A 25,688-nucleotide genomic window follows, 5' to 3' on the forward strand; every position below is an offset into this window, starting at 1 on the left:
ACACTGATGGGATCCACGTTGGAAGACTCCGCATCCCCGAACGGGTTGGATGTCGCCGCGTTGCGCGCCGCCACCCCCGGAGCCACCCTCGCCCGGCACTTCAACGCCGCCGGCGCCGCGCTGCCCAGCCTCGCCGTGCTCGACACCGTGATCGACCACCTGCGCCTGGAGTCGCGCCTCGGCGGCTACGAAGCCGCCGAAGCCGTCGCCGACCACAGCGCGCGGGTCTACCGACGGGCCGGCGAGTTGATCGGCGCGGCCGCCGACGACATCGCCCTGGTGGAAAGCGCCACCGTGGCCTGGCACCGGGCGATCGACGCGCTCCGCCTCGGACCCGGCGACCGGATCCTCGCCTCGGCCTCCAGCTACGTCAGCTCCGCGCTGCACCTGCTCGAACTGCGCCGGACCCGGGGCATCACGGTGGAGGTGCTGCCGACCGACGACACCGGCGGGGTCGACCTGACCGCCTTGGAGAAGGCCCTCCGCCAGCCGGCGGCACTCGTCACCGTCGCCCACGTACCCACCTCGTCGGCGCTTGTCGAACCGGTCGTCGAGATCGGGGCGCTCGCCGCGTCCCGCGGCGTACCGCTGCTGGTGGACGCCACCCAGTCGGTCGGCCAGCTGCCGGTGGACGTGCGCCGGATGCACGCCGGCGTCCTGGTCGCCACCGGCCGCAAGTTCCTGCGCGGACCGCGCGGCACCGGTCTGCTTTACCTGGACCCGGCGCTGCGCGACATCGCCCGACCGCTCACCCCCGACGTACGAGGGGCCCGGTGGACCGGTGACGAACAGTTCGACCTGCTGCCCGGTGCCCGACAGTACGAGACCTGGGAAGCGTCGCACGCGTTGCGTCTCGGGCTGGGCGCGGCCCTCGGCGAGGTCCTCGCGCTCGGCGTCGCACCGATCGCCCGCTACGTCAGCGGGCTCGCCGACCGGCTGCGGGCCGGGCTTCGTGAGCTGCCCGGGATCACCGTGGTCGACCCGCCCGCCGCCGGCGGCGGGATCGTCACCTTCGTCCGCGACGACCAACCACCGGCCGAGACCGTACGGGACCTGCGCGCGGCCGGGTTCCATCTGGTCGCCGTTCCGGCCAGTCACGGCCAGTGGGACCTCGGCCGGCGCGGCCTACCGGCCGTGATCCGGGCCTCGGTGCACGTCTACAACGAGGCGGCGGAGGTGGACGCGCTGCTCGACCAGCTTTCCCGGCCAGCGGCCACCGCGACCAACGGGTCACCGGTTGCCCCGGTGGCTCGGCCGGTCACGCCGATCGTGGCCGCCGGGTCGGGGCCGACCCCGGTGGCTGGCCCGGCGGTGGCCGCCACCGACCGGCGCGCCGTGGCCACGACGGCGTGGCCGGCCGTGGCCGTCGTGCCCGGTGCCGAGTCGCGGGCCGACGTGATCGTGGTCGGTGCCGGTGTGCACGGGCGGAGCGCCGCCTGGCAGTTGGCCGCCCGCGGCGCGCGGGTGGTCCTGCTCGACCGGTTCCCGGACGGGCACACCGACGGCTCGTCGCACGGCCGGACCCGGATGATCCGCCGTGCCTACCCGTCGGCGGTCTGGGACGGGCTGATCGAGCGGGCCTACACCGCCTGGTCAGACCTGGAGCGGGCGGCGGGACGCCGGCTGGTCACCACGGTCGGCGGCCTCTACGCCCGGCCGGCCCGGGCCAGCGGCGGGCTGCGGGGACCCGGCTGTGTCACCGTCGACGCCAACCAGGCCGCCGGCATCCTGCCCGGCCTGGTGCTGGCCGACGACATGGTCGCCGTACACGACCCGGCGGCCGGCATCATCGACGCCGCCGCCGCGATGTCCGCCCTGACGCGGCTGGGCCAGGCCGCCGGGGTGGACCGCCGCGACGGCTGCCGGGTGCTCGGCTGGGTGCCGGACGGCGCCGGCGTCCGGGTCCGGACCGACGCGGGCAATCTGCTCGCCGACCGGCTGGTCGTTTGCGCCGGACCGTGGACCGCCGAACTGGTCCCGGATTTCGCCGACCTGCTCACCGCCGTACGGATCATCAACATCCACATCGGATCTTCAGTGCCGGCGTTGACGACCCCGCCGGCGTTGGGGCCGTTCTCGGTCGAGGTGTCCGGCGTCGGCCTGCTCTACGGCATCCCCGGCTACGGTCCGGACGCGGTGAAGGTCGGGTTCGACCACGGCCCGGTCGACGACCTGAGCCGGCCGCCCGCCCAGGTCAGCGCCGCCGAACGGGACACCCTGCTGTCGGTGGCCCGCCGCTTCCTGCCGGCGGCCGACGGGCCGGTGCTGGCCGAGGTGGCCTGTCGCTACACGATGGCGCCGGGAAACCGGTTCGCGGTCGGCACGTTGCCGGCACACCCGCAGGTGCTGGTGGCGGCGGCCTGTTCCGGGCACGGGTTCAAGTTCGGCCCGGCGATCGGCGCCGCGCTGGCGGATCTGGCCGCCGGGCAGGCCCGACCGGACCTGGACTTCCTCTCGCCGGCGGTGATGGGGGTGCGCGGAATCATCCCCGGAACACGGTCGCCGATCGCCGCTCGTACCAGCGGGCCAACTGTTCCCCCGCGCTGATCACATGAGCCTGCATCTCGCGGCGCGCCCGCGCCCCGTCCTCGGCGACGAGGGCTTCGATGATCCGTTCGTGCTCGTGGAAGTTGTCGTCGCGGTGTCGCGGATTGTCCTGCAGCACCAGGGCAGACACGTTCCGGGGGAACGCCTCGTTGATTTCCTTGATCACCCGGGCCAGCCAGTCGTTGCCGGCTACCTGGTGGATCAGGGTGTGGAAGCGGTCGTTGGCGGCGTTGGTCGACGTCGCCAGGGCCACCCGCGCACGGGCGACCCCCGGGTCGTCCTCGACCCGCCGGTGCGGGATGTTGCCCCGGGCCGCCTGTTCGGTGCGGCGCAGCAACGAGTTGGCCTCGCGCAGCTCGTCCAGCACGTCGTCGGTGATCCGGCTGACCGCCCGCTCGCAGGCCAGTGCCTCCAGTTCGGCGCGTACCTCGTAGGCCTCCCGGACCTCCCAGGGGGCCGGCACCCGGACCACCGCGCCCCGGTGCGGGACGACCTCGATCAGGCCGCCGGTCTGCAGCTGGCGCAGCGCCTCGCGGACCGGGGTCCGGCTGACCCCGAGCATCTTGGCCAGTTCGGCCTGGCGCAGTTGCGCGCCGATCGGGATCTCGCCGGACATGATCCGGGCGCGGATGGCGGCCGCGGTGGCGTCGACGAGGGCACTGCTGGTGGTTTCGGTCGAGCTGGCTGGCATGCCCGGTGCCCCCGTCTGTTCGGCGTCTGGCGCAGCCGGCCGGATCGGACGCGAGCTGCCATCACATCCACAGTGGTGCGATGTGGCTGTCACGATAGCAAGTCGCCCGTCGGGGCTGCGGGTCCCGACGTACCCGATTTGGATCCAGGTTTTGGATCCAAAGATCCTGCTGTAGTATCCGAGACTACCTTGGCCAGGGAGTTTTCCGAAAGCACCGATGCACCGGAGCCGCACCGAGCCCCCACCGAACGAGTGGGACCACCGTCTCCGGGTCGTCGCCGCCATCGGAATCCTCCCGCGACGGCGACAGGAGCAACCGTGAGCGCGTGCCACCCCAGCGCAGACGTCCGGACCCGACGCACCCATCCGCTCGACCCGCTCGACGCGGCGGAGATCGCCCGCGCGGTCGCCGCCGCCCGCGCCGACGGCCGACTCGGCGAGCGGACCCGATTCTGGGGCGCCACACTCGACGAAGCGCACGCCCGTGCGGTCGTCGCCGGTCAGGCGTCCGCCGACGAGGTACGCGTGGAACTGGTGGCGCTGGACGCCAGCGTCGGTGCCGCCTGGGAGATCGACGTCGCGTTGGCCGGTGACGTCAGGTCGACCAGCGAGCCCGCCTCGGAGCCGGCCGGCGACCGCTGTCTGGACTGGCGTCCGCTCGATCCGCGCCGGCCCGGCATCACCTCCGAGGAAGCCCGCGCCGCCGCCCACGCCTGCCGGCGGAGTCCGCTGTTCCGTGAGGTGCTCGCCAAGCGGGGCATCGACGACGTGTCCCTGGTGATGATCGACGCCGAGTCGATGGGCGGCTTCGAGCCGGAGCGCTACGCCGACCGGCGGCTCACCTGGGGCACCGTCTGGCACCGGGTCGACGAGGGCGACAACGGCTACGTCCGGCCCGTCCAGGGCGTGGTGCCGATCATCGACATGGCCACAATGGAGGTTCTCGACGTCGAGGACCACGGGATGGTGCCGATCTCCGCCGAGGCCGGCCCGTTGGAGGCCGACGCCTGGCCGACCCGGCCCGGCCTCAAGCCGCTGGAGGTGGTGCAACCTGACGGGCCCAGCTTCGACGTCGACGGCTGGCAGGTCTCCTGGCAGGGTTGGCGGCTGCGGGTCGGTTTCACCCACCGGGAAGGACTGGTCCTGCACGACCTGGAGTTCCAGGGCCGGCCGGTGGTCAAGCGGGCCGCCTGCAACGAGATGTACGTGCCGTACCTCGACCCCAACTCCACCCAGTACCGCAAGAACTTCTTCGACTGGGGCGAGTACGGGGCCGGGCCGCTGACCAACTCGCTGGCCCTGGGCTGCGACTGCCTCGGCGTCATCTACTACTTCGACACCGCCTACCTCGGCGGTGACGGCGACCCGGTGACGATCCCGAACGCGATCTGCATGCACGAGGAGGACCACAGCATCCTCTGGAAGCACAACGACCTTCGGCGCGGGGTCAGCCAGGTGCGCCGGTCCCGGCGGCTGGTGATTTCCAACTTCCAGACCGTGGCCAACTACGACTACGGCTTCTACTGGTCGCTCTACCAGGACGGCCGCATCGAGTTGGAGGTCAAGCTGACCGGCATGCTGTCGGCCTCCGGGATCGACGACGGTGACGAGGTCCGTTACGGGCGGGTGGTCGCGCCGAACGTGCAGACCCCCACCCACCAGCACTACTTCGGGCTGCGCCTGGACATGGCGGTGGACGGACCGCTCAACCGCCTCGTAGAGGAGCATGCCGAGGGAGAGACCGATCCGGCGCTCGACCCGTACGGCAACGCGGTGCGCAACGTGCGGACCCCGCTGCTGCGCGAGTCGCAGGCCGCGCGCCGCACCGATCCGGCGTCCGCGCGGCGTTGGCGGGTGGAGAGCGCCACCGAGACCAACCGGTACGGCGAACCGACCGCGTACCGGCTGCTGCTGCCGAACACCACCCGTTCGTTCGCCCGACCGGACTCGGTGATGGCCCGCCGGGCACCCTTCATCCACCAGCACCTGTGGGCCACCCCGTACGACCAGCGGGAGCGGTTCCTCGGCGGGCAGTACCCGAACCACGCCGAGCCCGGCTCCGACGGCGTGCATGTCTGGCAGCGTCGGGACCGGTCGATCGACGGCACCGAGCTGGTGTTGTGGCCGGTGCTCGGCACCCACCACTTTCCCCGCCCGGAGCAGTGGCCGGTGATGCCGGTGGACGCGATCCACATGATCCTGGAGCCGGACGGGTTCTTCGACCGCAATCCGGCGATGGACGTTCTGGATCCGTCGACGGCGACGGCGACGGATCCGGCCATAGCGACGGCCACGGCCGCCGGGCCGGCCGCCGGCAGCACCTGTTGTTCATCCTCAGTAGACACGGCAGCGGCCGATTGACCTGGCCGGTGCGTCGGTCACCGCGCCGGCAACGGGGATCCCCCGCCCGCTGACATCAGACGTTCACATTGGCGATACGGACCCGAATTGGGTACCGATCATCCTGGTTTTGGATCCAATCTTATCGAAATTAAATCCAGCTTCGTCCCATACCCTGCCGAGGAGCGCACTATGTCGGACGATTCACGCAAACTCCCACACCACCTCGTGTCCCGGCGCGCCATGCTGCGCGGAGCCGGACTGCTCGGCCTCGGATTCGGTGCCAGCAGCCTGCTCGCGGCCTGCGGTGTCGCCTCCGACGGTGACGACGACAGCGACGGTTCGACCAGCGGCGGCGGCACGCTGACCCTCGGGATCGACGCCACGAGCGCGGTCAACGATCCCGCCTTCTACACCTCACTGGGCGACTGGATGGCCGTCGACTGCATCTGCCGCGGGCTGACCTTCATCTCCTTCGAGACCAACGACCCGCAACCCGACCTCGCCGAGAGCTGGGACATCTCCGACGACGGGCTGACCTATACCTTCAACCTGCGCCAAGGGGTGACCTTCCACGACGGCACCCCCTTCACTTCGGCCGACGTGCTGGCCAGCCTGGGCCGGCAGTTCAACCCCGACGACCCGACCCTGCCCGAGGGCGCGTCGCGCCCGCTCAACAGCCTCGGCGCCAACGTCGCGTCACTGACCGCCGTCGACGACCACACCGTCGAGATGGTGCTCACCCGACCGGACGCCACCGTGCTCAACCGGCTGTCCGACATCGGTGGCCGGATCATCTCCACAGCGGCCCTGGACGAGTACGGCGCGGACATCGGCAAGAACCTCGTCGGCACCGGACCCTTCCAGTTCTCCTCGGCCACCGCCGGGCAGCAGGTCGTGCTGACCGCGTTCGAGGACTACCGGGGCGGCCGCCCGTCGATCGACCGGCTGGTGCTGCAACAGGTCCAGGATCCGTCGACCATCGTCAGCTCCCTGCTCAGCGGCGACCTGTCGGCCACCCAGTTCACCCCGTACTCGGCGGTCGAGCAGCTTAAGGCCGACGACGCGGTCACCTTCCACGAGACGCCGTACAGCTTCGACGCGATGATGATGATCGACGCCCGGCGGATTCCCGAGCTGGAGGTCCGCCAGGCGATCAACATGGCGATCGACCGGGAAGCGATCATCTCCCAGGCGTTCTTCGGCATCGGCGCGCTACCCGTCGGCTACACCATCCCGCCGTCGCAGAACGGACACGACCCGAGCCTGGCCGACCTGAGCCCGTACGACCCGGACGAGGCCCGCCGGCTGATCGACGCCGCCGGCGCGACCGGGCGGCAGGTCGCGTTGATGGCCGCCAGCGACTCCTGGCACCCCCGGGCCGCGCAGATCGTCGCCCAGAACCTCACCGACATCGGGCTGACCGTGGTCAGCGACTCGGTCGACCCGGCGACCTACTTCAGCCGGCTGCTCGACCCCGACGACCCGTTCCACGAGCTGATGATCTGGGAACGCAACTCCTACATCCCGGATCCCGACAACATGATCGGCGCGATGGGCCTGCCCTCCGGGGTCTACGGCGACTTCACCTCCGGGTTCAACACCCTGCCCGGCTCCGAGGCCTTCGCCGACGATCTCTACGCCGCCAAGAACCTGCCCAACGGTGACGAGCGCACCGCCGCCTACAGCGACATCCAGCGCCGCTTCGCCGAGCAGTACATGGTGCTGTCGATGCTGGCCTACTCCGCCAACCCGGTGGTGACCGGCGCCAACGTCGAAGGCGCCAACGTCGCCGCCCTCGGCAGCCACCGCTGCTTCATGGAGAACGCCAGTGTCTGAGTGGGCCCTTGCACCGACCCCGCCGGAGCGACGGTGACGGTCGCCGGGACGCGGCCGATCGGGCGATGGGCAGCCGCCTACGGGCGGCGGTCCATCGCCCGATCGTGGCTGGCCGCGATCTCCTGGCTGGTGCTGATCGGCTTCATCCTGGTCGCCGTGGTCGGACCACTGCTGATCGGTGCCGACCCGGAGCGGCAGACCAACGTGACCTTGGCCGGGTTCGGCACCGCCGGACACCCACTCGGCACCGACGACCTCGGCCGGGACTTCCTGGCCCGGCTGGTGTACGGTGCCCGGCCCTTGCTCCTGGTCGCCTTCCTGGCCACCGCCCTGGCCGCGCTGCTCGGCACCACGGTCGGGCTGCTCGCCGGCTACCTCGGTGGCCGGTGGGAGCAGCTGCTGATGCGGGTCACCGACATCGGCCTGGCGTTCCCCTCCATGTTGTTGATCATCCTGGTGGTCGCCGCCAGCGGGCCGGGCATGCGCAGCCTCTCGCTCGGCGTCGGCGTGGCGCTCGCCCCCGGCCTGGCCCGCCTCGCCCGCGCCTTGACCGCCCGGGAAGCGTCCCGCGACTACGTGCTCGCCGCCCGGCTCGGCGGCACGCGGTCACCACGGATCATGGTCCAGGAGATCCTGCCGAACATCGCCGGCCCCATGCTCGCCCAGATCGTGATGACCTTGTCGGTCGCGGCCGGATTCGCCGCCGGCCTGTCCTACCTGGGACTCGGAATCCAGCCACCCACCCCGGACTGGGGATACATGGTGCAGGCCGGGCAGGAGTTCATCTACACCGCGCCGCGCCTGGTGGTGCTCCCCGCCGCGCTGACCCTGATCTTCGTGGTCGCCAGCAACTTCGTCGGCGACGACCTGCGCGACGCCCTGGATCCGAGGAGGCGGCGATGACGGCGATGATCCGCCTGCTACGCGGTCGCTCGCTACCCATGCTCACCGTACGGCGCCTCGCCTCGGTGCCGATGGTGCTGCTGATCCTCGCCTCCCTGGTGTTCGTCGCGGTACGCCGGCTCCCCGGTTCCCCGGCCTCCACCCTCGCGGTCAGCGGGACCCAGGGGCTCACCGCCGAGCAGATCTCGGCCAACGAGGCCCGGATCAACGCGGCGTTCGGCCTGGACCGCCCGCTGTGGGAGCAGTACCTCGGCTATCTCGGGGACCTGTTTCGGCTCGACCTCGGCTCCTCCTTCTACGGCGGCAACAGCGTGCTGACCCTGCTCGGCGGAGCGTTGCCGGCCACCATCGAGTTGACCGTCGCCGCCATGGCGATCGCCGTACTCATCGGGGTGATCACCGGGGTGATCGCCGCGCTGCGCAAGGACACCTGGGTCGACACCGCCACCCGGTCGGTCGCCACCGTCAGCTTCTCGCTGCCCTGGTTCGCGCTCGGCGTACTCAGCATCGTGATCTTCGGGGTGTGGCTGCGCTGGATGCCGGTGATCGGTCGGCTGCCCAGCCAGCTCGACTACCGGCCCACCACCAACTTCGTGCTGCTCGACGCGATCCTGCAGGACCGACCCGAACTGGTCTGGCCGTGGCTGCAGTACCTGATCCTGCCGGCCACCACCCTCGCGCTGGCGATGGCCGGCTTCATCACCCGGATCGTGCGCGCCTCGGTGCTGGAGGTCCTCGGCGACGACTTCGTCCGGACCGCCCGGATGAAAGGGCTGCGGGAGCGGACCATCCTGCGCCGGCACGTGCTGCGCAACGCCGGACTGCCGATCGTGACCGTGCTCGGCCTGCAGTTCGGCTCGCTGCTCGGCGGCTCGGTCATCACCGAGACCGTCTTCTCCTACCCCGGCGTCGGCAACCTGCTGGTCAGCTCGGTGCTGCAACGCGACTACCCGGTGGTGCAGGGCGCCGCGCTGGCGATCGCGCTGCTGTTCGTACTGGTCAACGCCGCGATCGACCTGTTCTACCTGGTCCTCGACCCACGCCTGCGAAAGGGATGAGTCCATCATGGATATAGTGTTGGTGCACGGTGCCGGCGGCACCCCGAGCACCTGGTCACGCGTCGCGCCGCTGCTGAGCGCCACCGGCCACCAGGTGCACCTGGTCACCAACCCGATGCTCTCCCTGCACGCCGACGTCGCCAACACCGCCGCCGTCCTCGACGACTGCGCCGGCCCGGTGCTGCTGGTCGGCCACTCGTACGGCGGTGTGGTGATCACCAACGTCGGCCGCGACGACCGGGTGGCCGGCCTGGTCTACGTCTGCGCCTTCGCCCCCGACGAAGGCGAATCGGTGCAGGACATCATCGCCCGCTACCCGCCCGCCGAGGTCAGCCGGCACATGCGGCGCGGACCCGACGGCGAATGGGCCTCCGACCACAGCCCCGAATACTGGGCCGAGATCGGCTGGGACGTACCCGAGGACGAACGGGCCAGCTTCGACGCCGACTCCCGGCCCAGCGCCAACGCCATCTTCGCCGAGACGACCGGCGTACCGGCCTGGCGGACCACACCCGCCTGGTATTTGGTCGCCGCCGATGACAAGACGCTGCGCCCGGACACCCAACGCGACATGGCGGCCCGCGCCGGCGCCACCGTCAGCGAGATCGCCGGCAGCCACTTCACCCCCCGGGTCTGGCCCCGGGAAGTCGCCGACCTGGTCGAACAGGCCGCCGCCAGCCTCACCAAGGTGCCCCGGTGACCTCCCCGCCACCGACCCGACCCGTGCTGACCGTACGCGGGCTGCGGGTCGAGTTCGACGTACCGGCCGGCCGGCTGCCCGCCGTCGCCGGCGTCGACCTCGACCTGTACGCCGGGGAGATCCTCGCCCTGGTCGGCGAATCCGGATCCGGCAAGTCCGCCCTCGCGATGAGCCTGGTCGGACTCAACCGGGCACCCGGCACCCACATCACCGGCGACGTCGACTTCAACGGCCAGAACCTGGTCGCCGCCAGCGAAGCCGCGCTGCGCCAGGTCCGGGGCCGGGACGTCTCGGTGGTCTTCCAGGACGCCCTCGCCGCCCTCAACCCGCTGCACCGGGCCGGCGGACAGGTCGCCGAGATGATCCGTACCCATCAGCGGGTCGGCCGGGCACGGGCCTGGCAGCGGGCCGAGGAGCTGCTGGCCGACGTCGGCATCGCCAACCCGACCCGCAACGCCCGCGCCTACCCGCACCAGCTCTCCGGCGGGATGCGCCAGCGCGTGATGATCGCCATCGGGCTGGCCAACGACCCGACCGTTCTGATCGCCGACGAACCCACCACCGCCCTCGACGTCACCATCCAGGCCCAGGTGCTGGCCACCCTCAAACGGCTGCAGGCCGAACACGGCACCTCCATCGTGCTGATCACCCACGACCTCGGCGTCGTCGCCGAGGTCGCCGACCGGGTCGCCGTCATGTACGGCGGGCGCATCGTCGAGCAGGGCACCCGCGACCAGGTGCTGTACGACCCGCAGCACCCGTACACGATGGGGTTGCTGCACTCGGTGCCCCGTGTCGACGAGCCGGTCGCCGACCGACTGCCGGCCATCCCCGGCAGCCCGCTCACCGGCGTCACCCGCCCGCCCGGCTGCGGCTTCGCCCCGCGCTGCGCCTTCGTCCACGATGCCTGTCACACCGCGCCACCCGAGCTGACCCGCCGGTACGGCGACCCCGCCCACCTCGACGCCTGCCTGCTCGACGCGCCGACCCGCGCCGCCGCGCGCACCCCGGCGCAATCGGGAGGCCCGCGATGACCAGCAGCCTGCCGCTGATCCAGCTGACCGGACTGCGGGTCGAATACCCCGGCCGGGGCGGCGACCCGGTCCGCGCCGTCCGCGACGTCGACCTGGAAATCCGCGACGGCGAAACCCTCGGCCTGGTCGGCGAGTCCGGTTGCGGCAAGTCCACACTCGGCCGGGCCATCCTGCGGGTCACCGAACCGACCGCCGGCAGCATCCGGCTGCTCGGCAAGGAGATCACCGGACTGCGCGGTACCGTGTTCCGGCAGACCCGCGCCGACCTGCAGATGGTCTTCCAGGACCCGTTCAGCTCGCTCAACCCGCGCCGGCGGATCGCCGACATCGTCGCCGAACCGCTGCGGCGCGGTCGGGGCGTCAGCCGGGCCGAGGCCGCCCGCGCCGTCGACGACCTGCTCGACCTCGTCGGACTCGGCCGCGACGCCGGCCGCCGCCGGCCGCACGAATTCTCCGGCGGGCAGCGCCAACGCATCGGTATCGCCCGGGCGCTCGCCCCGTCGCCCCGGTTCATCGTCGCCGACGAACCCGTCTCCGCCCTCGACGTCTCCATCCAGGCGCAGGTGGTCAACCTGCTCGCCGACCTGACCCGCGAGCGCGGCCTGACCATGCTGTTCATCTCGCACGACCTCGGCGTGGTGCGGCACATCGCCGACCGGATCGCCGTCATGTACCTCGGCGAGATCATCGAGATCGCGGACCGGGACGCCTTCTTCGCCGGACCGGCCCACCCGTACAGCGAGGCGTTGCTGTCCGCCGTACCGACGCTGGACCGCGGCCCCGGCCGGGAACGCATCGTGCTCGCCGGCGAATTGCCCGACCCGGCGCACCCGCCGGCCGGCTGCCTGTTCCACACCCGCTGCCGGTACGTCGTCGACCGCTGCCGCACCGAACCCCCGGCGCTGCGGCAGCTCGCGCCGGACCGCACCGTCCGCTGCCACCTGCCACTGGTGCCGGAGAACGTTCCAGCGCCGTCGACCGTCACCACCACCTCCGGAGGCGCACCACGATGATCATCGACGCATACAACACCACCCAGGACGTACGGGGCCGCTCGGACTATCTGACCGGTGCCCGGCCCGGTCAGGCCCCGCCCCCGTACACGCCGTTCGACCCACGCCGCATCCTCGACCGGATGGACGCCGCCGGCGTCGACATGGCGATGGTCTGCTCATTGGCCCAGCGGATCGAGAACGACTTCATCATCGGCCTGACCACGGCCCACCCGGACCGGCTGTTCGGCTTCGGTCAGGTCCGCCCGGCCGACGACGACGCGCTCGACGAGATCGCCCGGATCGCCGACGCCGGCCTCAAAGGGCTCAAACTGCATCCGAGCCTGCACGGCTACCACGTGGCCGACCACGGGCTGCTCGACCCGGTCTTCGACGCCTGTGCCGAACACGGGCTGATGGTGCTGATCAACGCCCTCGACGACGCGTTCTGTGCGCCACTGGCCATCGAGGAGATCGCCAAGGGCCACCCGCAGGTGCCGACGATCATCGCCCATATGGGTGCGGTGTGGAACGTCCCGGAGGCAATCATCGTCGCCGAACGCAACCCGCACATCTACCTGGAGACATCGGCCACGCTGATCAGCGACGTCCGACGCGCCTACGCCCGACTCGGCCCGGACAAGATCCTGCTCGGCAGCGAATGGCCCGGCTCCGACTTCGACCTGGAACGGATGAAGATCGCCAAAGCGATCCCCGACGCCGCCGACCGCGCCCTCGTCGAGGGCGGCAACATGGCCAAACTGCTCGGGATCGCCCCGTGACCAGCGACGACGTCGGGGACGCGGGTCGGCGCCACGACGTCGGGGACGCGGGTCGGCGCGACGACGTCGACCCGGTGCCGCCGCCGGCCGACATGACCCCGGCCGACATCGAACTGCTCGACGTCGCCCAGCGACTACTGCTGCGCGTGTGGGTCGCCGGCCGACACGAAGTCGCCACCGCGCTGCGCACCCCGGACGGTGCCATCCACACCGGCGTCCACCTGGAAGGCTCCTGCCGGCGCAGCTCCATCTGCGCCGAAGGCGTCGCCCTCGGCGCGGCCCGCGCCGCACTCACCGCCGGTGAGCCGTTGACCGTCGACAGCGTCGTGTCCGTGCAGATCAAACCCGCCGGCCGGTTCCGGATCATCGCCCCGTGCGGGGTGTGCCGCGAACTGATCAGCGACTACAGCCCGCAGACCCGGGTCTGGATCACCGGAGTCGACGGTGGCGTCACCGCCATGGACGCCATCGACCTGCTACCGGAGAAGACCCGCCGCGCCTGGTGACCACTGTCCGGTGACCGCCGCTCGGTGACCGCCGACCGTCGATCACCGGAGGGTGACCGCCGACCGTCGATCGCCGACCGCGTGGTCCGGCGACTCGTGAGGAGACAAACCCGTGTCCGTACCGTCCCATCCCGACCTCGACCGAGCGGCGCTCGCCGCCGAACTCGGCGGCCCCGGCACCCCGGTCACCTGGGCCGACCTGACCTGGCCGGACGCCGGTCAGACCGCCACCGCCGTCGACGCGGTGATCATCCCGGTCGGTGCCACCGAACAGCACGGCCCGCACCTGCCGCTCGCCGTCGACACCCTGATCTGTGACGCCATCGCCCGCGACGTCTCCGCGCTCACCGGCGTACCGGTGGTGCCACCGATCGGCTTCGGCGTCTCCGCCTCACACGGCGACTTCGCCGGTACCATCGCGCTGCGCCCGGAAACCCTGATCGCCGTCGTCGAAGACGTCATCGACTCGCTGCACGCCAGCGGCGTCCGGCAGTTCGTTCTGTTCAACGGACACATGTGGAACAGCGGGTCGCTCGACGTCTCGGCCGAAAAGCTGCGGGTACGCCACCGCGACGCGCGGGTGCGGTCCCTGGCATACGTCACCATGTACCCCGGCCCGGAGGTCGACGGGCACGTCTACCACGGGCGCGGACTGATGCACGCCAACTACTTCGAGACCTCGGTGATGCTCCACCTCTACCCGGACCTGGTCCGGATGGACAGGGCCACCTCGCACCGCGACGTCGACTCGTTCTGGGACTACCGGATGGACCAGGTCAGCGACACCGGCGTGTGGGGCCGCGACGTCGCCGACGCCACCGCCGAGCACGGCCGCGCCGAGTACGACCGCTGCGTGGCCACCACCGCGCGGGCGGTGGCCGCAGCCGTACGGGAACCCTGGCCCGACCCCACCCACCGGCCCTGACCGTCTGTCGCCCACCGGCCCTGACCGTCCCGCCCACCGGCCTGACCGGCGTCGCGAAGGAGCACCCCGCGTGAAGATCTACGACATCACCCTGCCGATCCACCCGAAGATGCTGCACTGGGGTCGTAAACCCGAAGTGGAGATCGTCGAGTCGCTGGCCAACGGCGACCCGTCCAACGTCACCCGGTGGCGGCTCGGCGCACACACCGGCACCCACGTCGACGCCCCGGCGCACTTCGTCGACGGCGCCACCCCGATCGACCAGGTGCCGCTGGAGACCCTGGTCGGCCCGGCGACCGTCGCCGACCTGACCGGCGTCGACGGTGACGTCACCGTCGCGCACCTGGTCGCCGCCGGAGTGTCCGGCGCGAAACGGATCCTGCTCAAGACCGCCAACTCGGCCGGGCCGCTGCGCGAAACCGAACGCGCCGAGTCGTGGGTCGGGCTCAGCCCGGAAGCCGCCCGCTGGCTGATCGAGCAGCAGGTGGCCCTGATCGGCATCGACTACCTGACCATCGAAAGCCACCAGCGCACCGACACCTGGGACGCCCACCACGCATTGCTCGGTGCCGGCGTGATCATCCTGGAGAACGCCGACCTGGACGCCGTCCCGGCGGGGGAGTACGAACTCGTCTGCCTACCGACCAAGCTGGTCGACGCCGATGGCGCGTTCGCCCGGACGATCCTGATCGACCGAGACTGACACCGGCGAGACTTGTCAGATGACGCTCGACATCGCGCTCGCCGCACCGCATCCCGCCGCCCTCGACGCCGCCGCCGACATCGTCACGGCCGGCGGTGGCGCGGTCGACGCCGCCCTGGCCGCGGCAGCCGCGCTCACCGTCGCCTACCCGCACCAGTGCTCCGCCGGGGGTGACCTGATCGCCCTCATCCGTACCCCGGCCGAAAGGGTGCGGGCGGTGATGTCGGTCGGCGCGGCCGCCGCCGGCATCGACGTGGCCGCGCTACGCGCTGCCGGGGACCGGATGCCACCGATCGGGCCGCTCACCGTCACCGTGCCCGGCGTCGTGGCCGGCTGGGCGGCGCTCGCCGAACTCGGCGGCCAGCTGCCGTTGGCCCGGATCGTCGCGCCGGCGGTCGAGTTGGCATCCGGCGGCGTACCGGTGAGCCCCGGCCTGGCCGCCGCGATCGTCCGCCGGTGGGACGTGGTCCGTGCCGATCCCGGCCTGGCCGCCCTGCTACTCGACGGCGACGGGGCGCCGCTGCCGGCCGGCGCGGTGCTGCGCCAACCCGCGTTGGCCCGCACCCTCGGCGCGGTCGGTGCCGACTGGCGCGACTACTACCAGGGTGAGCTCGCCGAACGGCTGGCCGTCGGGCTGGCCGCGCTCGGCAGCCCGCTGACCGCCGCCGACCTCGCCGGACACGAAGCCGAGCTGGCCGACCCGCTGCGCCACACCACCGGCTCCGGGGTGACCTGGTCGGTCGCTCCGCCGCCCAGCCAGGGAGCCACCCTGCTGGCAATGCTCACTGCTCCCGACGGCGGACCGGCGGGCACGCTGCACACCGCCTACCGCGCCGCGCAGCGCCGCGACGCCCTGCTCGGTGACCCTCGGATGAATCCGATCGACCTCGACGGACTGCTGCTGCGCGCCGACCACCCGGACCGCCCGGCCTCGCCGGCCTCGCCGAAGCCAGCCGGGGACACCGTCGCCGTCACCGCCGTCGGCAGTGACGGCACCGCCGTCACCCTCATCCAGAGCGTGTTCCAGACCTTCGGTGCCGGCATCTGCGAACCCGACACCGGTCTGGTGCTGCACAACCGGGGCTCGGTGTTCAGCCTCGACCCGACCCATCCTGGCCGGCTGCGCCCCGGAGCCCGCCCGCCGCACACCCTCTGCCCGTCGATCGCCACCGGACCGGACCGGGTCGTCGCCCTCGGCTGCCAGGGCGGCCGGGCCCAGCCGTGGATCCTCGCCCAGGTTGCCGCCGAGGCGCTGACGACCGGCGACCCGGCCGGGCTGCTCGCCCGGTCCCGCTGGGTGATCGGCGTCCGCGACGTCGGCCAGGCCCAGCCGAGCCTGCTGCTGGAACCCGACACGCCGGCCGCCGACGCGCTGGCGGCCACCGCCGCCGACCTCGGCCTGCGGGTGGTGCGGCTGCCGCAGCGCCACGACGACGCCGGGCACGTCCAGCTCGCCCGGCTCACCCAGGCCGGTCTCGACGCGGCCAGCGACCCCCGCGCCGACGGTGCCGCGCGAGTGCTGCGGAGCGGCTGATGGAGCCAGCCGAAACAGCGACACCGGACGCGGCCGCTGCGGCGACGCCAGCCGCGGCCGAAGCAGCCACGGTGCTCGCCAGCCCGTACCGGCTCGGGCCGGTCGCGCTGCGGTCCCGGATCGTCAAGGCACCCACCTCGACCGGGGCGGCCGACGCCGCCGGGTTCGCCCAACCGTGGCACCTCGACCACTACGCGCGGGTCGGCCGGGGTGCCGCGTTGACCATCGTGGAGTTCACCGCGATCGACGACGGCGCCGCCCGTGGCTTCCCCGGTCACCTCAGCATCGCCAGCGACGACCACGCCGCCGTGCTCGCCACCGTCGCCGAGCGGATCACCGCCCACGTCGGGGTACCTGGTCTGCAACTCGCCCACGCCGGCCGACAGCGGACCCTGCCCGGCGAAGCCGTCGCCGCCTCGGCGGTGCCGTGGCCGACCATCGAACGCCGGCTCGGGCTGCGCCCCCGCGCGATCACCGTCGACGAGATCGCCGAGGTCGTCGACAACTTCGGCCGGGCCGCCGGCCGCGCCGCGCGGGCCGGGTTCCGACTGGTGGAGATCCAGGCCGCCAACGGCTATCTGCTCGCCGGGTTCCTCTCTCCGCACACCAACCGGCGCCGCGACGGCTACGGCGGCGACCCGGTCCGACGCCGCCGCATCCTGCTGGAGGTCGTCGCCCGCTGCCGGGCCGCGCTACCCGCCGAGGTGGCGCTGACCGTACGGCTGTCCGACCGCGACCACGAACCCGGCGGCCAAGAGCTCGCCGAAACCGCCGCCCTGGTCCGGACCCTGGCCGCCACCGGCCACGTCGACGCCGTGCACGTGTCGTCGGGCAACCACGAGACGCGGGTACGGCAGGTGCCGCCGGCCGCCGTGCCACCCGGTGCCGCCTGGCGGTCGGCCCGCGAACTGCGGGGCCACGGGCTACCGGTCATCGCCTGCGGCGGCATCACCGATCCGGTGCGGGCCGCCACGCTGATCCGGGACGGCAGCGCCGACCTGGTCGCACTCGGCCGGGCGTTCCTCGCCGACCCCGACTGGGCCGCGAAAGCCCTGGGCGGTGCCACCGAACGGATCCGCCCCTGCGTACGCGGCAACGACGGCTGTCACGCCCGCGCCGCCCTGATCGGCCGTCCGGTCGCCTGCACCGTCAACCCGGCGCTGACCCGGCCGCCCCCCACCCCGCCGCCCCGGTCCACGCTGGATCGTCCGGTGATCGTCGCCGGGGCCGGCCCGGCCGGTCTGGAAGCCGCCAACACCCTCGCCGAGCACGGCCATCGGGTCCGGCTGTACACCGGCGGCCGGCTCGGCGGTGCCCTGCGGGACGCTGTGGACAGCGGAGTGCACGACAGCTTCAATCCGTACCTGAGGTGGCTGACCGGCCGGCTGGCGGCCAGCGACGTCGAGGTCGTCGACGCCCCGCTGCACCCCGGTGAGCTGGGCGGCCAGTGGGCCGGGCTGCTCGTCGCCACCGGCAGCGACCAACTGGTGCTGCCCGGCGTGGTACCGGCGCTCGACGTGCTGCGCGGCACGGTGCCGCCGCCGTCCGACGGTCCGGTGCTGGTGATCGGGGCCGGCCGGACCGGCACCAGCACCGCTGCCGCGCTGGCTCGCCGGGGTGCCGACGTCACGCTGATCGGCGACACCACCCGGGTGCTCGACACCGAACCCCCTGACGACCCGCCGACCTGGACCGACCTGCTCGCCTCCCTCGGCGTCCGGCTCGTGCTCGGCGGCCGGGCCACGATCATCAACACGCGGCGGGTACGGGTGAACGGCGAGGCTCTGCCGGCCGGGCTGATCGTCGCGGCGGTCGGCCGCGAGCCCCGCCACGACCTGTCCGACGCCGCCGGACTGGTCGCCGCCGGGCGTCCGGTGCTTCGCTGCGGCGACGCGCTGCGCCCGGCGCGGCTGCACGACGCCGTGCACGCCGGGGCGGACACCGCCCGTACGCTGCACGAGGCACTGGCGACCCGGCAGGTGGCATCGTGACCGACGGTGACCTGCTCGTCGTCGGCGACGTGCACACGCTGGACCCGGCCGCTCCGCGCGCCGAGGCCGTGGCGGTGCGCTCCGGTCGGATCGTCGCCGTCGGCGACCTGCGCGCCGTCCGAGACGCCGTCCCCACCGGTACGCCGCAGCTCGCTCCGTCCGGCGGGATCGTGCTGCCCGGCTTCGTCGACAGCCACGTGCACCTGATCTGGGCCGGCCGGGCCGCCGCCCGGGTCGGCCTCGACGACGCGACCAGCGTCCGCGACGTCTGCGACCGGATCACCGCGTACGCCCGCCGGCATCCCACTCGCCGGTGGATCGAGGCCGACGCCGGCTTCGACCCAGGTGACCTGGCCGAACGCCGCCTGCCGTCGGCCGCCGAACTGGAGGCCGCCGCCCCGGGCCGGCCGGTGCTGCTGGACCGCAAGGGCCACGACGGGATCGCCAACCTGACCGCGCTGCGGCTGGCCGGGATCACCGCCGCCACCCCGGACCCGCCGGGCGGACGGATCGACCGGTACGCCGACGGCACCCCGACCGGGTTGCTCGTCGAACACCCGGCGGTCGCCCTGGTCCGTGCCGTTGTTCCGGAGCCGGACCAGGGTACGAGGATCGACTGGATCACCGCCGGCCAGGCGGAACTGCTCGCCCACGGCATCACCACCGCCGTCGATCCGGCGGTGCCGGCCGCCGAACTGGCCGCGTACGCCGCTGCCGGGCGCTCCGGTGCGCTGCGGCTGCGTACCGTCGCGATGCCGCTCGGCGGCGACGACGTCGACGACGCGCGGATTCGGCGTACCCTCGATGAACTTGATCTTGACCGCGCCGCACCCGCGTTGTTGCGCGCCGGGCCGACGAAGCTGTTCCTCGACGGCGGCGGGTCCCTCGGCACCGCGCTGCGCTCGTCGCCGTGGCCGGGCACCGACGGCTACCACGGCAACCAGAGCCTGCGCACCGAGACGCTGCGGGCGCACTGCGCGGCGGCGGCCGCGCACGGTCGGGGCGTCGGCGTGCACGCCGTCGGTGACGCCGCGATCGACCTGACCCTGTCGGTCTTCGCCGAGGCTGCGGCCGGTACGCCGATCGCCGGACTGGGCTTCCACCTGATCCACGCCTACCTCGGACCGGGGCCGGTGGCGATGGCGACCGCCCGCCGGCTCGGTGTGCCGGTGTCGGCGCATCCGGCGCTGCAGTGGGCGTTCGGGCTCAACCTGATCGAACGGCTCGGCGAGCCGGCCGCCGCAGCCGCCAACCCCCTACGGTCCTGGCTGGACGCCGGGGTGACGGTCGGTGGCGGCTCCGACGGGCCGGGACCGCCGATGTCGGTGCTGCACGGCATCTGGCAGGCCCGCACCCGTCGGGTCCGGGGCCGCGACGAGCCGCTCGGGCCGGATCAGGCGGTGACCGCCGCCGAGGCCCTCGCCATGTTCACCACCGGTGCGGCGCGGGTCGCCGGCAACCTCCGGGCTGGCTGGGGCGGCGGCGTGCTGCGGGTCGGCGAGCCGGCGGACCTGGCCGTGCTCGACGTCGACCCGCTCACCCCGGACGCCGACGCGCTGCTCACCGGCACCGTACTGGCCACCGTGGTCGCCGGCGAGGTCTGCTACACGGTGGAGTGAGGCGGGCTCTCGCGCAGACCTCGACGACTGTTGACCGCGTCACGGGCTCACCAGCTGCGCCGGGCCTGGGATTCCCGGCCGGTTGCGCAGCACACCCCCGTCGCCGGATCGAGGTACGGATCGACGATCACGCCGCACCGTAGAGCCGCCGGACCAGATCGCGCATCTGCTCATCGCTGATCTCGCCGCGAGTCCACCGCTCCATGACGGTCTCGACGTCGGCGTTCGCCGTCAGCCCTTCAGCCCGCGCTGAGGCCGCCGCCTGAGTCAGTGACCGGGCCCGCTCGCCAGTCAGCTCGTCGAAGACCTCCACCGGGACCATGACAGCCTCGGTCTTACGGTGCGAACCCACGCCTACCAGCGTACGGTCGCCGTTACGGAAGCGTTCGAGAACACTGGGCAGTTGCTCAGTACGCCGGTATCGGTGGCGCAGTAGTGGGTCGACGTGCTGACGCCCGACGCGATGGCCAGGACCACGCCCTACCGGCCGGACGCGGCGAGGAAGTCGGCGATGTCGTTGGCGACCCGGTCCGGGTGCTCGCCGTTGATCGCGTGCGAGGCGTCCGGGTAGACGATCACCGTCGCTTCGGGCAGCGCGCGCTCGGCGACCTCCACCGCCTCGGTGGTGTCGTGCATCCGGGACTCGCTGGCGAGCAGCGCCAGCGTCGGTGTCCGTACCCCGGCCAGGTCTTCGGGTGTGATCCGGTGCGGTGCCGACAGCTTCAGCGCGTACGTCTGCATGCCGGCTTCGATCATCCGGGCGACCGGTACGTCCTCGACGGGCGCGTCGTTGGCGGTCCAGCTGGCGAAGTCGTCGCGCCAGGACTTGGGAAACCAGCGGACGCTGGCCGGGATCGACCGCAGGATCGCCTGCCAGGACAGGTCGGCGAAGACCAGGACCGGGTCGAGCAGCGTGACACTGGCGATCTTCTCCGGCTGGTGCACGACGAGGTTCGTCGCGGTCCAGCCGCCGATCGACAGCCCGACCAGATGGACGGCCGGCTCCGGCAACTCGACCAGCACCTCGTGCAGCCACTGGGCGTGGTCTTCGGGCGTGTCGATCGGCCGCTGTTGGACGCTCATGCCCGGCTCGCCCAGCAGGTCGATGGTGTAGACGCTGCGCAGCCGCAGCAGCGCGGGCAGGTTGTCCGCCCAGATCGGTGCGGCCGAGGCCCGCCCCGGCACCAGCAGCAGCGGATCGGCGTCCGGGTCGGCGCCGGTGAACCGGTAGAGCCGCACCACGCCGTAACTGGTTCGTACGTCGAGGGTCTGATCAGGCTGCGGCAGCTCCGCCATGGCCTGCCGGTAGGCGGCGAGGAAGCGGTCGTGTGCGGCGGTCGAGGTGAAGTAGCCGACCGGTGCGGGGGTCCGCATGGCGAAGGCGGCGATCAGGAGTACGGCGGCGATCAGGGCGGCTCCGCCGACGACGAGCCAGCGGCGGCGCGGGCGGGGGAGTGGACGGCGCATCGGTGTCCTCCGGGCAGGGCTCGGGTCAGCTACTTACCGTACGGTCAGAAGTCTAACCAAACGGTAGAATTTTTGCCCGTTGGGTAAGCTCGGCCCCATGGCAGCAACCGGTCCCGACCTCGTCGGCAAGCCGTTGACGATCACCGAACGGGCGCGGCGGGCGCAGTTCGTCCAGGTGACCATCGACCTCGTCGCCGAGCACGGGTATCCTGGCGCGTCGCTGGCCCGGATCGCCGAGGCCGCCGGCGTCTCCAAAGCGGCCGTGCTCTACCACTTCCCGACCAAGGACGCGGTGGTCCGAGCCGCCTACCAGACGGTGATCGGCGCACTCACCACCGCGGTCGGCGCGGCCGTGGCGGACCATTCGAGTGCCGCCGCCCTCTACGCCTACGTCCGTACGCTGGTCGGCCACCTCGCCGCCCGGACCGACCACGCACGCATGATCATCGAGGCGATCACCGCTGGTGCCGGGATCACCGACAGCCCGGACGACCGGGGTCGCCGGGCGGCGGTCGCGGGGCTGATCGACGCGGCGAAGGCGGCCGGCGACTACCGCGCCGACGTCGATTCCCGCAGTACGGCCGTGATCGTCAACGGGGCGATCGACGCGATCGTGGCCCAGCGGCTCGCGGATTCCGGGTTTGACGCGGTCGGGGCCGCCGACACCCTCGTCGACCTGCTCGACAGGTCGTTGCGCTAGCGGCCCGGTACACCCGCCGACTCGACCAGAGCGATCATATTGCGAGACGGCGTCTCTGTTGACGGTCGAGGCGGTGCTGGCTTAGGCTGGCGGTACGACCACATAGCCGCAGGAGAACGCCATGATCCGAGTTCCGCAAGGCTCTGGATTGCTGGTGCGCGGTTACGAGGAGCCGCTGCGGGTCCACCCGCCGCGCGAGGGCATGCGCCCCGGGACCGCTGCCGGGGACCCGCAGACCCCGTTCTGATTTCCAGAGTCCCGCCGACCCGTCGCCCACCCGTCACGTGTGCGCCGCCGGTCCGGCGGGAAGCCACCCTGTCTGACACACCGGTACAGCGGACGCCACCCGCGTCGCACCGGGACACCGGCAACTCTCTTCCATCAGAATCGACGACCCTCGGAGCGCATCACCATGACGACCGCAATCGACCTCGCCCCGATCTCCGGCCCGTCCGCCTGGCGCGGCGACGAGCTGGCCACCACCACCGAATGGATCTACCAGCTCAGTGACGCCGAGCGGACCGAGTTGGAGACCGTCGGCCGGCAGTTCGTCGCCGACGACCCCGACCTGCGTACGGTCACCGCCGCCGACTACCCGCTGCCGGTCTGCGCCGGCCTCAACGCCGAGTGCGCGCAGCAGATGGACTCCGGGCGCGGCTTCATCCTGGTGCGCGGGCTGCGCACCGAGGAGTACGGCGACACCCTCGCCGGTGCCATCTTCTTCCTGATGGGCCTGCACCTCGGCGTACCGATGGCGCAGAACCAGATGGGCGACGTCCTCGACCACGTCATCGCCACCTCCAACAAGACCCTCGACGACCCGTCGGCGCTGCCGTCGCGGGTCCGGGACCGGCTGCCGTTCCACTCCGACAGCTCCGACGTGGTCGCGCTGATGTGCCTGCGCGCGGCGAAGGATGGCGGGGCGAGCAGCCTGGTCAGCGGCACCACCATCTACAACGAGATCCTGCGCCGCCGGCCGGACCTGGCGCCGCTGCTGTTCGAGCCGTGGCATTGGGACTGGTACAAGCAGGACCACGACGCCCCGGCGAACACCTACCTGTCGCCGATTTGCAGCTACGTCGACGGCATCTTCAGCACGTACGCCGGCAGCTCGATGATCTTCTCGGCGCAGGACTACCCGGAGGTGCCCCGGCTCACCGAGGCACAGATCGAGTTGCTGCACCTCTACGACGAGATCGCCCAAGAGCCGGGCCTGGCCCTGGACATGGACTTCCAGCCCGGCGACGTGCAGTGGCTGCTGAACTACGCCGCCCTGCACTCGCGGACCGGCTACGTCGACTTCCCGGAGCCGGAGCGCCGCCGCCACCTGTTGCGGCTGTGGCTCAAGCGCGACGTCGGCCGGCCGCTGGTGGACGGCTTCGGCAAGAACGTCGTCACCGACCGGGGCGCGGCCGACGTGGTGCCGGGCGGTCGGTTCCAGATCGCCGAGGCGGTCGTGCCGAACTTCGAGTGGGGCAACTGACCACTTCCGATACGTGGACGGTCCGCCGCGCTCCAAAGTCGTAGCGCGGCGGACCGCCCGCATTTCTGCAACCCTGCCATCCGCTCTACGGGCCATGAAATTTGAGTGGCGTGAACGGGCTGGAGTGCGGTTACGCGCCAATGGGGACGATCTATCCGTCGCTTGTGCCTTGCGGTCTGCCAGCCGTCCGTTCGGTGCCGGTGGCTTTGCTCCGGCCAAGCTGGGCGGCCACGACTGCGCCTGCATGGGCTGCGCAAGTAACCCAAACTATGACCAGCCGCTGAGTGCGAAAGGTGCCCGGTCCTGGAACGCATTTACGCAGGCGGCGGTGTACGGGTAGGTGTTGGTCGGCAGCATGTCAGCGGGAAACCATGCGATCTTGGCGCACTTGTGCGGTTCGGCGTTGACCGGCTCGCCGTGCCGGCTTTGGTCGAAGGCCACGGCGAAGGCGAGGCCGACGCGGGCGAGGCCGCTGGAGTTGCGGTGGTGCACCGTGGTGACCAACTGTGGCTCCGAAGGGCTGAGGCGCACACCTATTTCCTCATCGGCCTCGCGGACGATGGCGGTGACCGCGTGTTCGCCTTGCTCCAGCTTCCCGGATGGAAGATTCCACTGGCCGTCCGCGTAGCCGGTTCCTTCGCGCAGCGCGAGTAAGAGATGGTCGGCGCGGGTGAGTAGGAGCAGCACATCAACCGGGTGCGCGGGGAGGGCGGTCACGCTGGCCGAGGTTAGCCGGTCGTGCCAGGTAGTAGTGGGTCGACCCGCCGGGCGATCCATGCCACGCGGGCGGCGGTGTCGATCCCGGTGGGCACGTCGGTCAGCGGTAGGTTCACGTTGGCGCAGGTTGCGCGGAGTGCCTCGGCGGTTTCGGCTTGGAGGTGGGCGACCTTGGCTCGCATCGGGTCGTTGGGATGGTCGAAGCGGTCGGATAGGTAGAAGACCGCGTCGTAGGTAGTAGGTGCCCATGTGCGGCAGAACGTAGCTATCGCGTCGAGTACGGCGGCGTCAGGGCTGCCGGGTGCGGGGGCGAGGATCATGCGGGCGTAGGCGAGAACGTCGACCACCGTCTTGTCGCAGATGAGGAGCTGTTGATGGCGGGCGGCGCGCAGCGTCGTGGACAGGTGCGCGGCGAACAGGTCCACTTCGCAGGTCAGGTCGAAGTTGCCCTTGCCGTGAATGACGTTTCCTCGATGAAGGGCCCTCCCTGTCACGCTTAGATGAGACAGCCCGTTGACCGTTGACACTCTTCCTGGACGGTCGCGAGGAGAGATCATCAGCATGACGTCGAAGCCCAGTGAGAGCCCTGATCCGGACGCCCGGCCCCAGCGGCGGACATTCAGCGCGGAATTCAAAGCCGGGATCCTGGACGAGTACGACGCGGCCCCGGACGCGGCGGCTCGCGGGGCGATCCTGCGCCGGGAACGGCTGTATGGGTCACCCATTCTGGACTGGCGCAAGGCCCGGGACGCCGGAGCCGCGGCCGGCCTGACGGACCGCCGTCAAGCGGCCGCGCGGGCGGCGAAGAAGACCGAGAACGCTGAACTTGCCCGGCTGCAACGGCAGAACGCCCGACTGTAGGCCGAACTGTCCAAAACCAAGACAGCTCTGAACATCATGGGGAAACCGCACGCGCTCTTGGAACTGCTCTTCGAGAGCGCGGATTCCCCGCCGATGCCCAGCCCGTCCTCGTCGAGGCGTTCGAGGCGTTGACACCGGTGTGGGGCATCGCCCGAGCGTGCCGGCAGGCACCACGAGTCGGCCGCTTAGCTCCCCGGAAGAGCATCCCGGCTGGTCGCGAGGGCGGCGGCGCGTTCGTCGAGCCGGCTCATCAGAAGAACGCGTGGGCGGCGAACTCGGCGTGGGTGGCCGCCGCA

General features: G+C 71.8%; 24 protein-coding genes. 19 read left to right on the plus strand and 5 right to left on the minus strand.

Annotation, left to right across the window (positions count from 1 at the left end):
* The first annotated feature begins 18 nt into the window (after nucleotides 1–18).
* Nucleotides 19–2,547, plus strand: a complete 2,529-nt coding sequence (locus O7632_RS11050; RefSeq protein ID WP_278113730.1) for an FAD-dependent oxidoreductase — start codon at nucleotides 19–21, stop codon at nucleotides 2,545–2,547.
* Here O7632_RS11050 and O7632_RS11055 read toward each other — a convergent pair.
* A complete protein-coding gene (locus O7632_RS11055) occupies nucleotides 2,483–3,238 on the minus strand; it encodes a GntR family transcriptional regulator (protein WP_278113732.1) in 756 nt (251 codons plus the stop codon). The genes O7632_RS11050 and O7632_RS11055 overlap by 65 nt on opposite strands.
* A 318-nt stretch (nucleotides 3,239–3,556) precedes the next feature.
* Here O7632_RS11055 and O7632_RS11060 point away from each other — a divergent pair, with 318 nt between their 5' ends.
* The 14 genes from O7632_RS11060 (at nucleotide 3,557) to O7632_RS11125 (ending at nucleotide 20,164) form a co-directional block, all read left to right on the plus strand.
* Nucleotides 3,557–5,599, plus strand: coding sequence for a primary-amine oxidase (locus O7632_RS11060; protein WP_278113734.1), 2,043 nt, complete (start codon nucleotides 3,557–3,559; stop codon nucleotides 5,597–5,599).
* Between the two features lie 171 nt (nucleotides 5,600–5,770).
* Nucleotides 5,771–7,417 (plus strand): ABC transporter substrate-binding protein, encoded by a 1,647-nt coding sequence (locus O7632_RS11065; RefSeq protein ID WP_278113736.1) that lies wholly within the window; start codon nucleotides 5,771–5,773, stop codon nucleotides 7,415–7,417.
* A 33-nt stretch (nucleotides 7,418–7,450) separates the two neighbouring features.
* Nucleotides 7,451–8,320 (plus strand): ABC transporter permease, encoded by an 870-nt coding sequence (locus O7632_RS11070; RefSeq protein WP_278113738.1) that lies wholly within the window; start codon nucleotides 7,451–7,453, stop codon nucleotides 8,318–8,320.
* A complete protein-coding gene (locus O7632_RS11075; protein ID WP_278113740.1) occupies nucleotides 8,317–9,378 on the plus strand; it encodes an ABC transporter permease in 1,062 nt (353 codons plus the stop codon). The genes O7632_RS11070 and O7632_RS11075 overlap by 4 nt, the downstream gene beginning before the upstream one ends.
* Nucleotides 9,379–9,385: 7 nt before the next feature.
* Entirely contained in the window at nucleotides 9,386–10,078 is a 693-nt protein-coding gene (locus tag O7632_RS11080; RefSeq protein ID WP_278113742.1) for an alpha/beta hydrolase, read from the plus strand.
* Nucleotides 10,075–11,112, plus strand: a complete 1,038-nt coding sequence (locus O7632_RS11085; RefSeq protein WP_278113744.1) for an ABC transporter ATP-binding protein — start codon at nucleotides 10,075–10,077, stop codon at nucleotides 11,110–11,112. The genes O7632_RS11080 and O7632_RS11085 overlap by 4 nt, the downstream gene beginning before the upstream one ends.
* A complete protein-coding gene (locus O7632_RS11090) occupies nucleotides 11,109–12,125 on the plus strand; it encodes an oligopeptide/dipeptide ABC transporter ATP-binding protein (RefSeq protein ID WP_278113746.1) in 1,017 nt (338 codons plus the stop codon). Before O7632_RS11085 ends, O7632_RS11090 begins: the two co-directional genes overlap by 4 nt.
* Nucleotides 12,122–12,886: an amidohydrolase family protein gene (locus tag O7632_RS11095; protein ID WP_278113748.1), complete on the plus strand. Its 765-nt coding sequence runs from the start codon at nucleotides 12,122–12,124 to the stop codon at nucleotides 12,884–12,886. Before O7632_RS11090 ends, O7632_RS11095 begins: the two co-directional genes overlap by 4 nt.
* A complete protein-coding gene (locus O7632_RS11100; protein WP_278113750.1) occupies nucleotides 12,883–13,392 on the plus strand; it encodes a hypothetical protein in 510 nt (169 codons plus the stop codon). The genes O7632_RS11095 and O7632_RS11100 overlap by 4 nt, the downstream gene beginning before the upstream one ends.
* Nucleotides 13,393–13,504: 112 nt before the next feature.
* Nucleotides 13,505–14,317: a creatininase family protein gene (locus tag O7632_RS11105; protein ID WP_278113752.1), complete on the plus strand. Its 813-nt coding sequence runs from the start codon at nucleotides 13,505–13,507 to the stop codon at nucleotides 14,315–14,317.
* Nucleotides 14,318–14,387: 70 nt separating this feature from the next.
* A complete protein-coding gene (locus tag O7632_RS11110) occupies nucleotides 14,388–15,020 on the plus strand; it encodes a cyclase family protein (protein ID WP_278113753.1) in 633 nt (210 codons plus the stop codon).
* A 19-nt stretch (nucleotides 15,021–15,039) separates the two neighbouring features.
* A complete protein-coding gene (locus O7632_RS11115; RefSeq protein WP_278113755.1) occupies nucleotides 15,040–16,554 on the plus strand; it encodes a gamma-glutamyltransferase in 1,515 nt (504 codons plus the stop codon).
* Complete coding sequence (locus O7632_RS11120; RefSeq protein WP_278113757.1) at nucleotides 16,554–18,545, plus strand: FAD-dependent oxidoreductase; 1,992 nt, start codon at nucleotides 16,554–16,556, stop codon at nucleotides 18,543–18,545. The genes O7632_RS11115 and O7632_RS11120 overlap by 1 nt, the downstream gene beginning before the upstream one ends.
* Nucleotides 18,542–20,164 carry an amidohydrolase family protein gene (locus O7632_RS11125; RefSeq protein ID WP_278113759.1) on the plus strand — a complete coding sequence of 541 codons (1,623 nt, stop codon included), beginning with the start codon at nucleotides 18,542–18,544 and terminating at the stop codon, nucleotides 20,162–20,164. Before O7632_RS11120 ends, O7632_RS11125 begins: the two co-directional genes overlap by 4 nt.
* Before the next feature lie 127 nt (nucleotides 20,165–20,291).
* On the opposite strand, the gene O7632_RS11130 is transcribed toward O7632_RS11125, so the two are convergent.
* Both O7632_RS11130 and O7632_RS11135 read right to left on the minus strand, forming a co-directional pair.
* Nucleotides 20,292–20,516: an antitoxin VbhA family protein gene (locus O7632_RS11130; RefSeq protein ID WP_278113760.1), complete on the minus strand. Its 225-nt coding sequence runs from the start codon at nucleotides 20,514–20,516 to the stop codon at nucleotides 20,292–20,294.
* 128 nt (nucleotides 20,517–20,644) lie between these two features.
* On the minus strand, nucleotides 20,645–21,631 hold the full coding sequence (locus O7632_RS11135) for an alpha/beta hydrolase (protein ID WP_278113761.1): 987 nt from the start codon (nucleotides 21,629–21,631) through the stop codon (nucleotides 20,645–20,647).
* Nucleotides 21,632–21,728: 97 nt separating this feature from the next.
* Between O7632_RS11135 and O7632_RS11140 the strand changes: the two genes are divergently transcribed.
* The 3 genes from O7632_RS11140 to O7632_RS11150 all read left to right on the plus strand — a co-directional run bounded on the left by O7632_RS11140 (nucleotide 21,729) and on the right by O7632_RS11150 (nucleotide 23,814).
* A complete protein-coding gene (locus O7632_RS11140) occupies nucleotides 21,729–22,331 on the plus strand; it encodes a TetR/AcrR family transcriptional regulator (RefSeq protein ID WP_278113763.1) in 603 nt (200 codons plus the stop codon).
* Between the two features lie 121 nt (nucleotides 22,332–22,452).
* A complete protein-coding gene (locus tag O7632_RS11145) occupies nucleotides 22,453–22,578 on the plus strand; it encodes a hypothetical protein (protein WP_255554102.1) in 126 nt (41 codons plus the stop codon).
* Between the two features lie 165 nt (nucleotides 22,579–22,743).
* Nucleotides 22,744–23,814, plus strand: a complete 1,071-nt coding sequence (locus O7632_RS11150) for a TauD/TfdA family dioxygenase (RefSeq protein ID WP_278113766.1) — start codon at nucleotides 22,744–22,746, stop codon at nucleotides 23,812–23,814.
* 267 nt (nucleotides 23,815–24,081) lie between these two features.
* Here the strand turns inward: O7632_RS11150 and O7632_RS11155 are convergent, their stop codons facing one another.
* Entirely contained in the window at nucleotides 24,082–24,531 is a 450-nt protein-coding gene (locus O7632_RS11155; protein ID WP_278113769.1) for an NUDIX domain-containing protein, read from the minus strand.
* Nucleotides 24,532–24,542: 11 nt separating this feature from the next.
* Nucleotides 24,543–25,025, minus strand: a complete 483-nt coding sequence (locus tag O7632_RS11160; RefSeq protein WP_278113771.1) for an AAA family ATPase — start codon at nucleotides 25,023–25,025, stop codon at nucleotides 24,543–24,545.
* Nucleotides 25,026–25,092: 67 nt separating this feature from the next.
* Here O7632_RS11160 and O7632_RS11165 point away from each other — a divergent pair, with 67 nt between their 5' ends.
* The gene (locus tag O7632_RS11165; RefSeq protein ID WP_278113773.1) at nucleotides 25,093–25,392 is read left to right on the plus strand and encodes a hypothetical protein; all 300 of its coding nucleotides are present in this window, start codon (nucleotides 25,093–25,095) and stop codon (nucleotides 25,390–25,392) included.
* The last annotated feature ends 296 nt before the right edge of the window (nucleotides 25,393–25,688 follow it).

Source organism: Solwaraspora sp. WMMD406 (assembly GCF_029626025.1).
Classification (GTDB): domain Bacteria; phylum Actinomycetota; class Actinomycetes; order Mycobacteriales; family Micromonosporaceae; genus Micromonospora_E.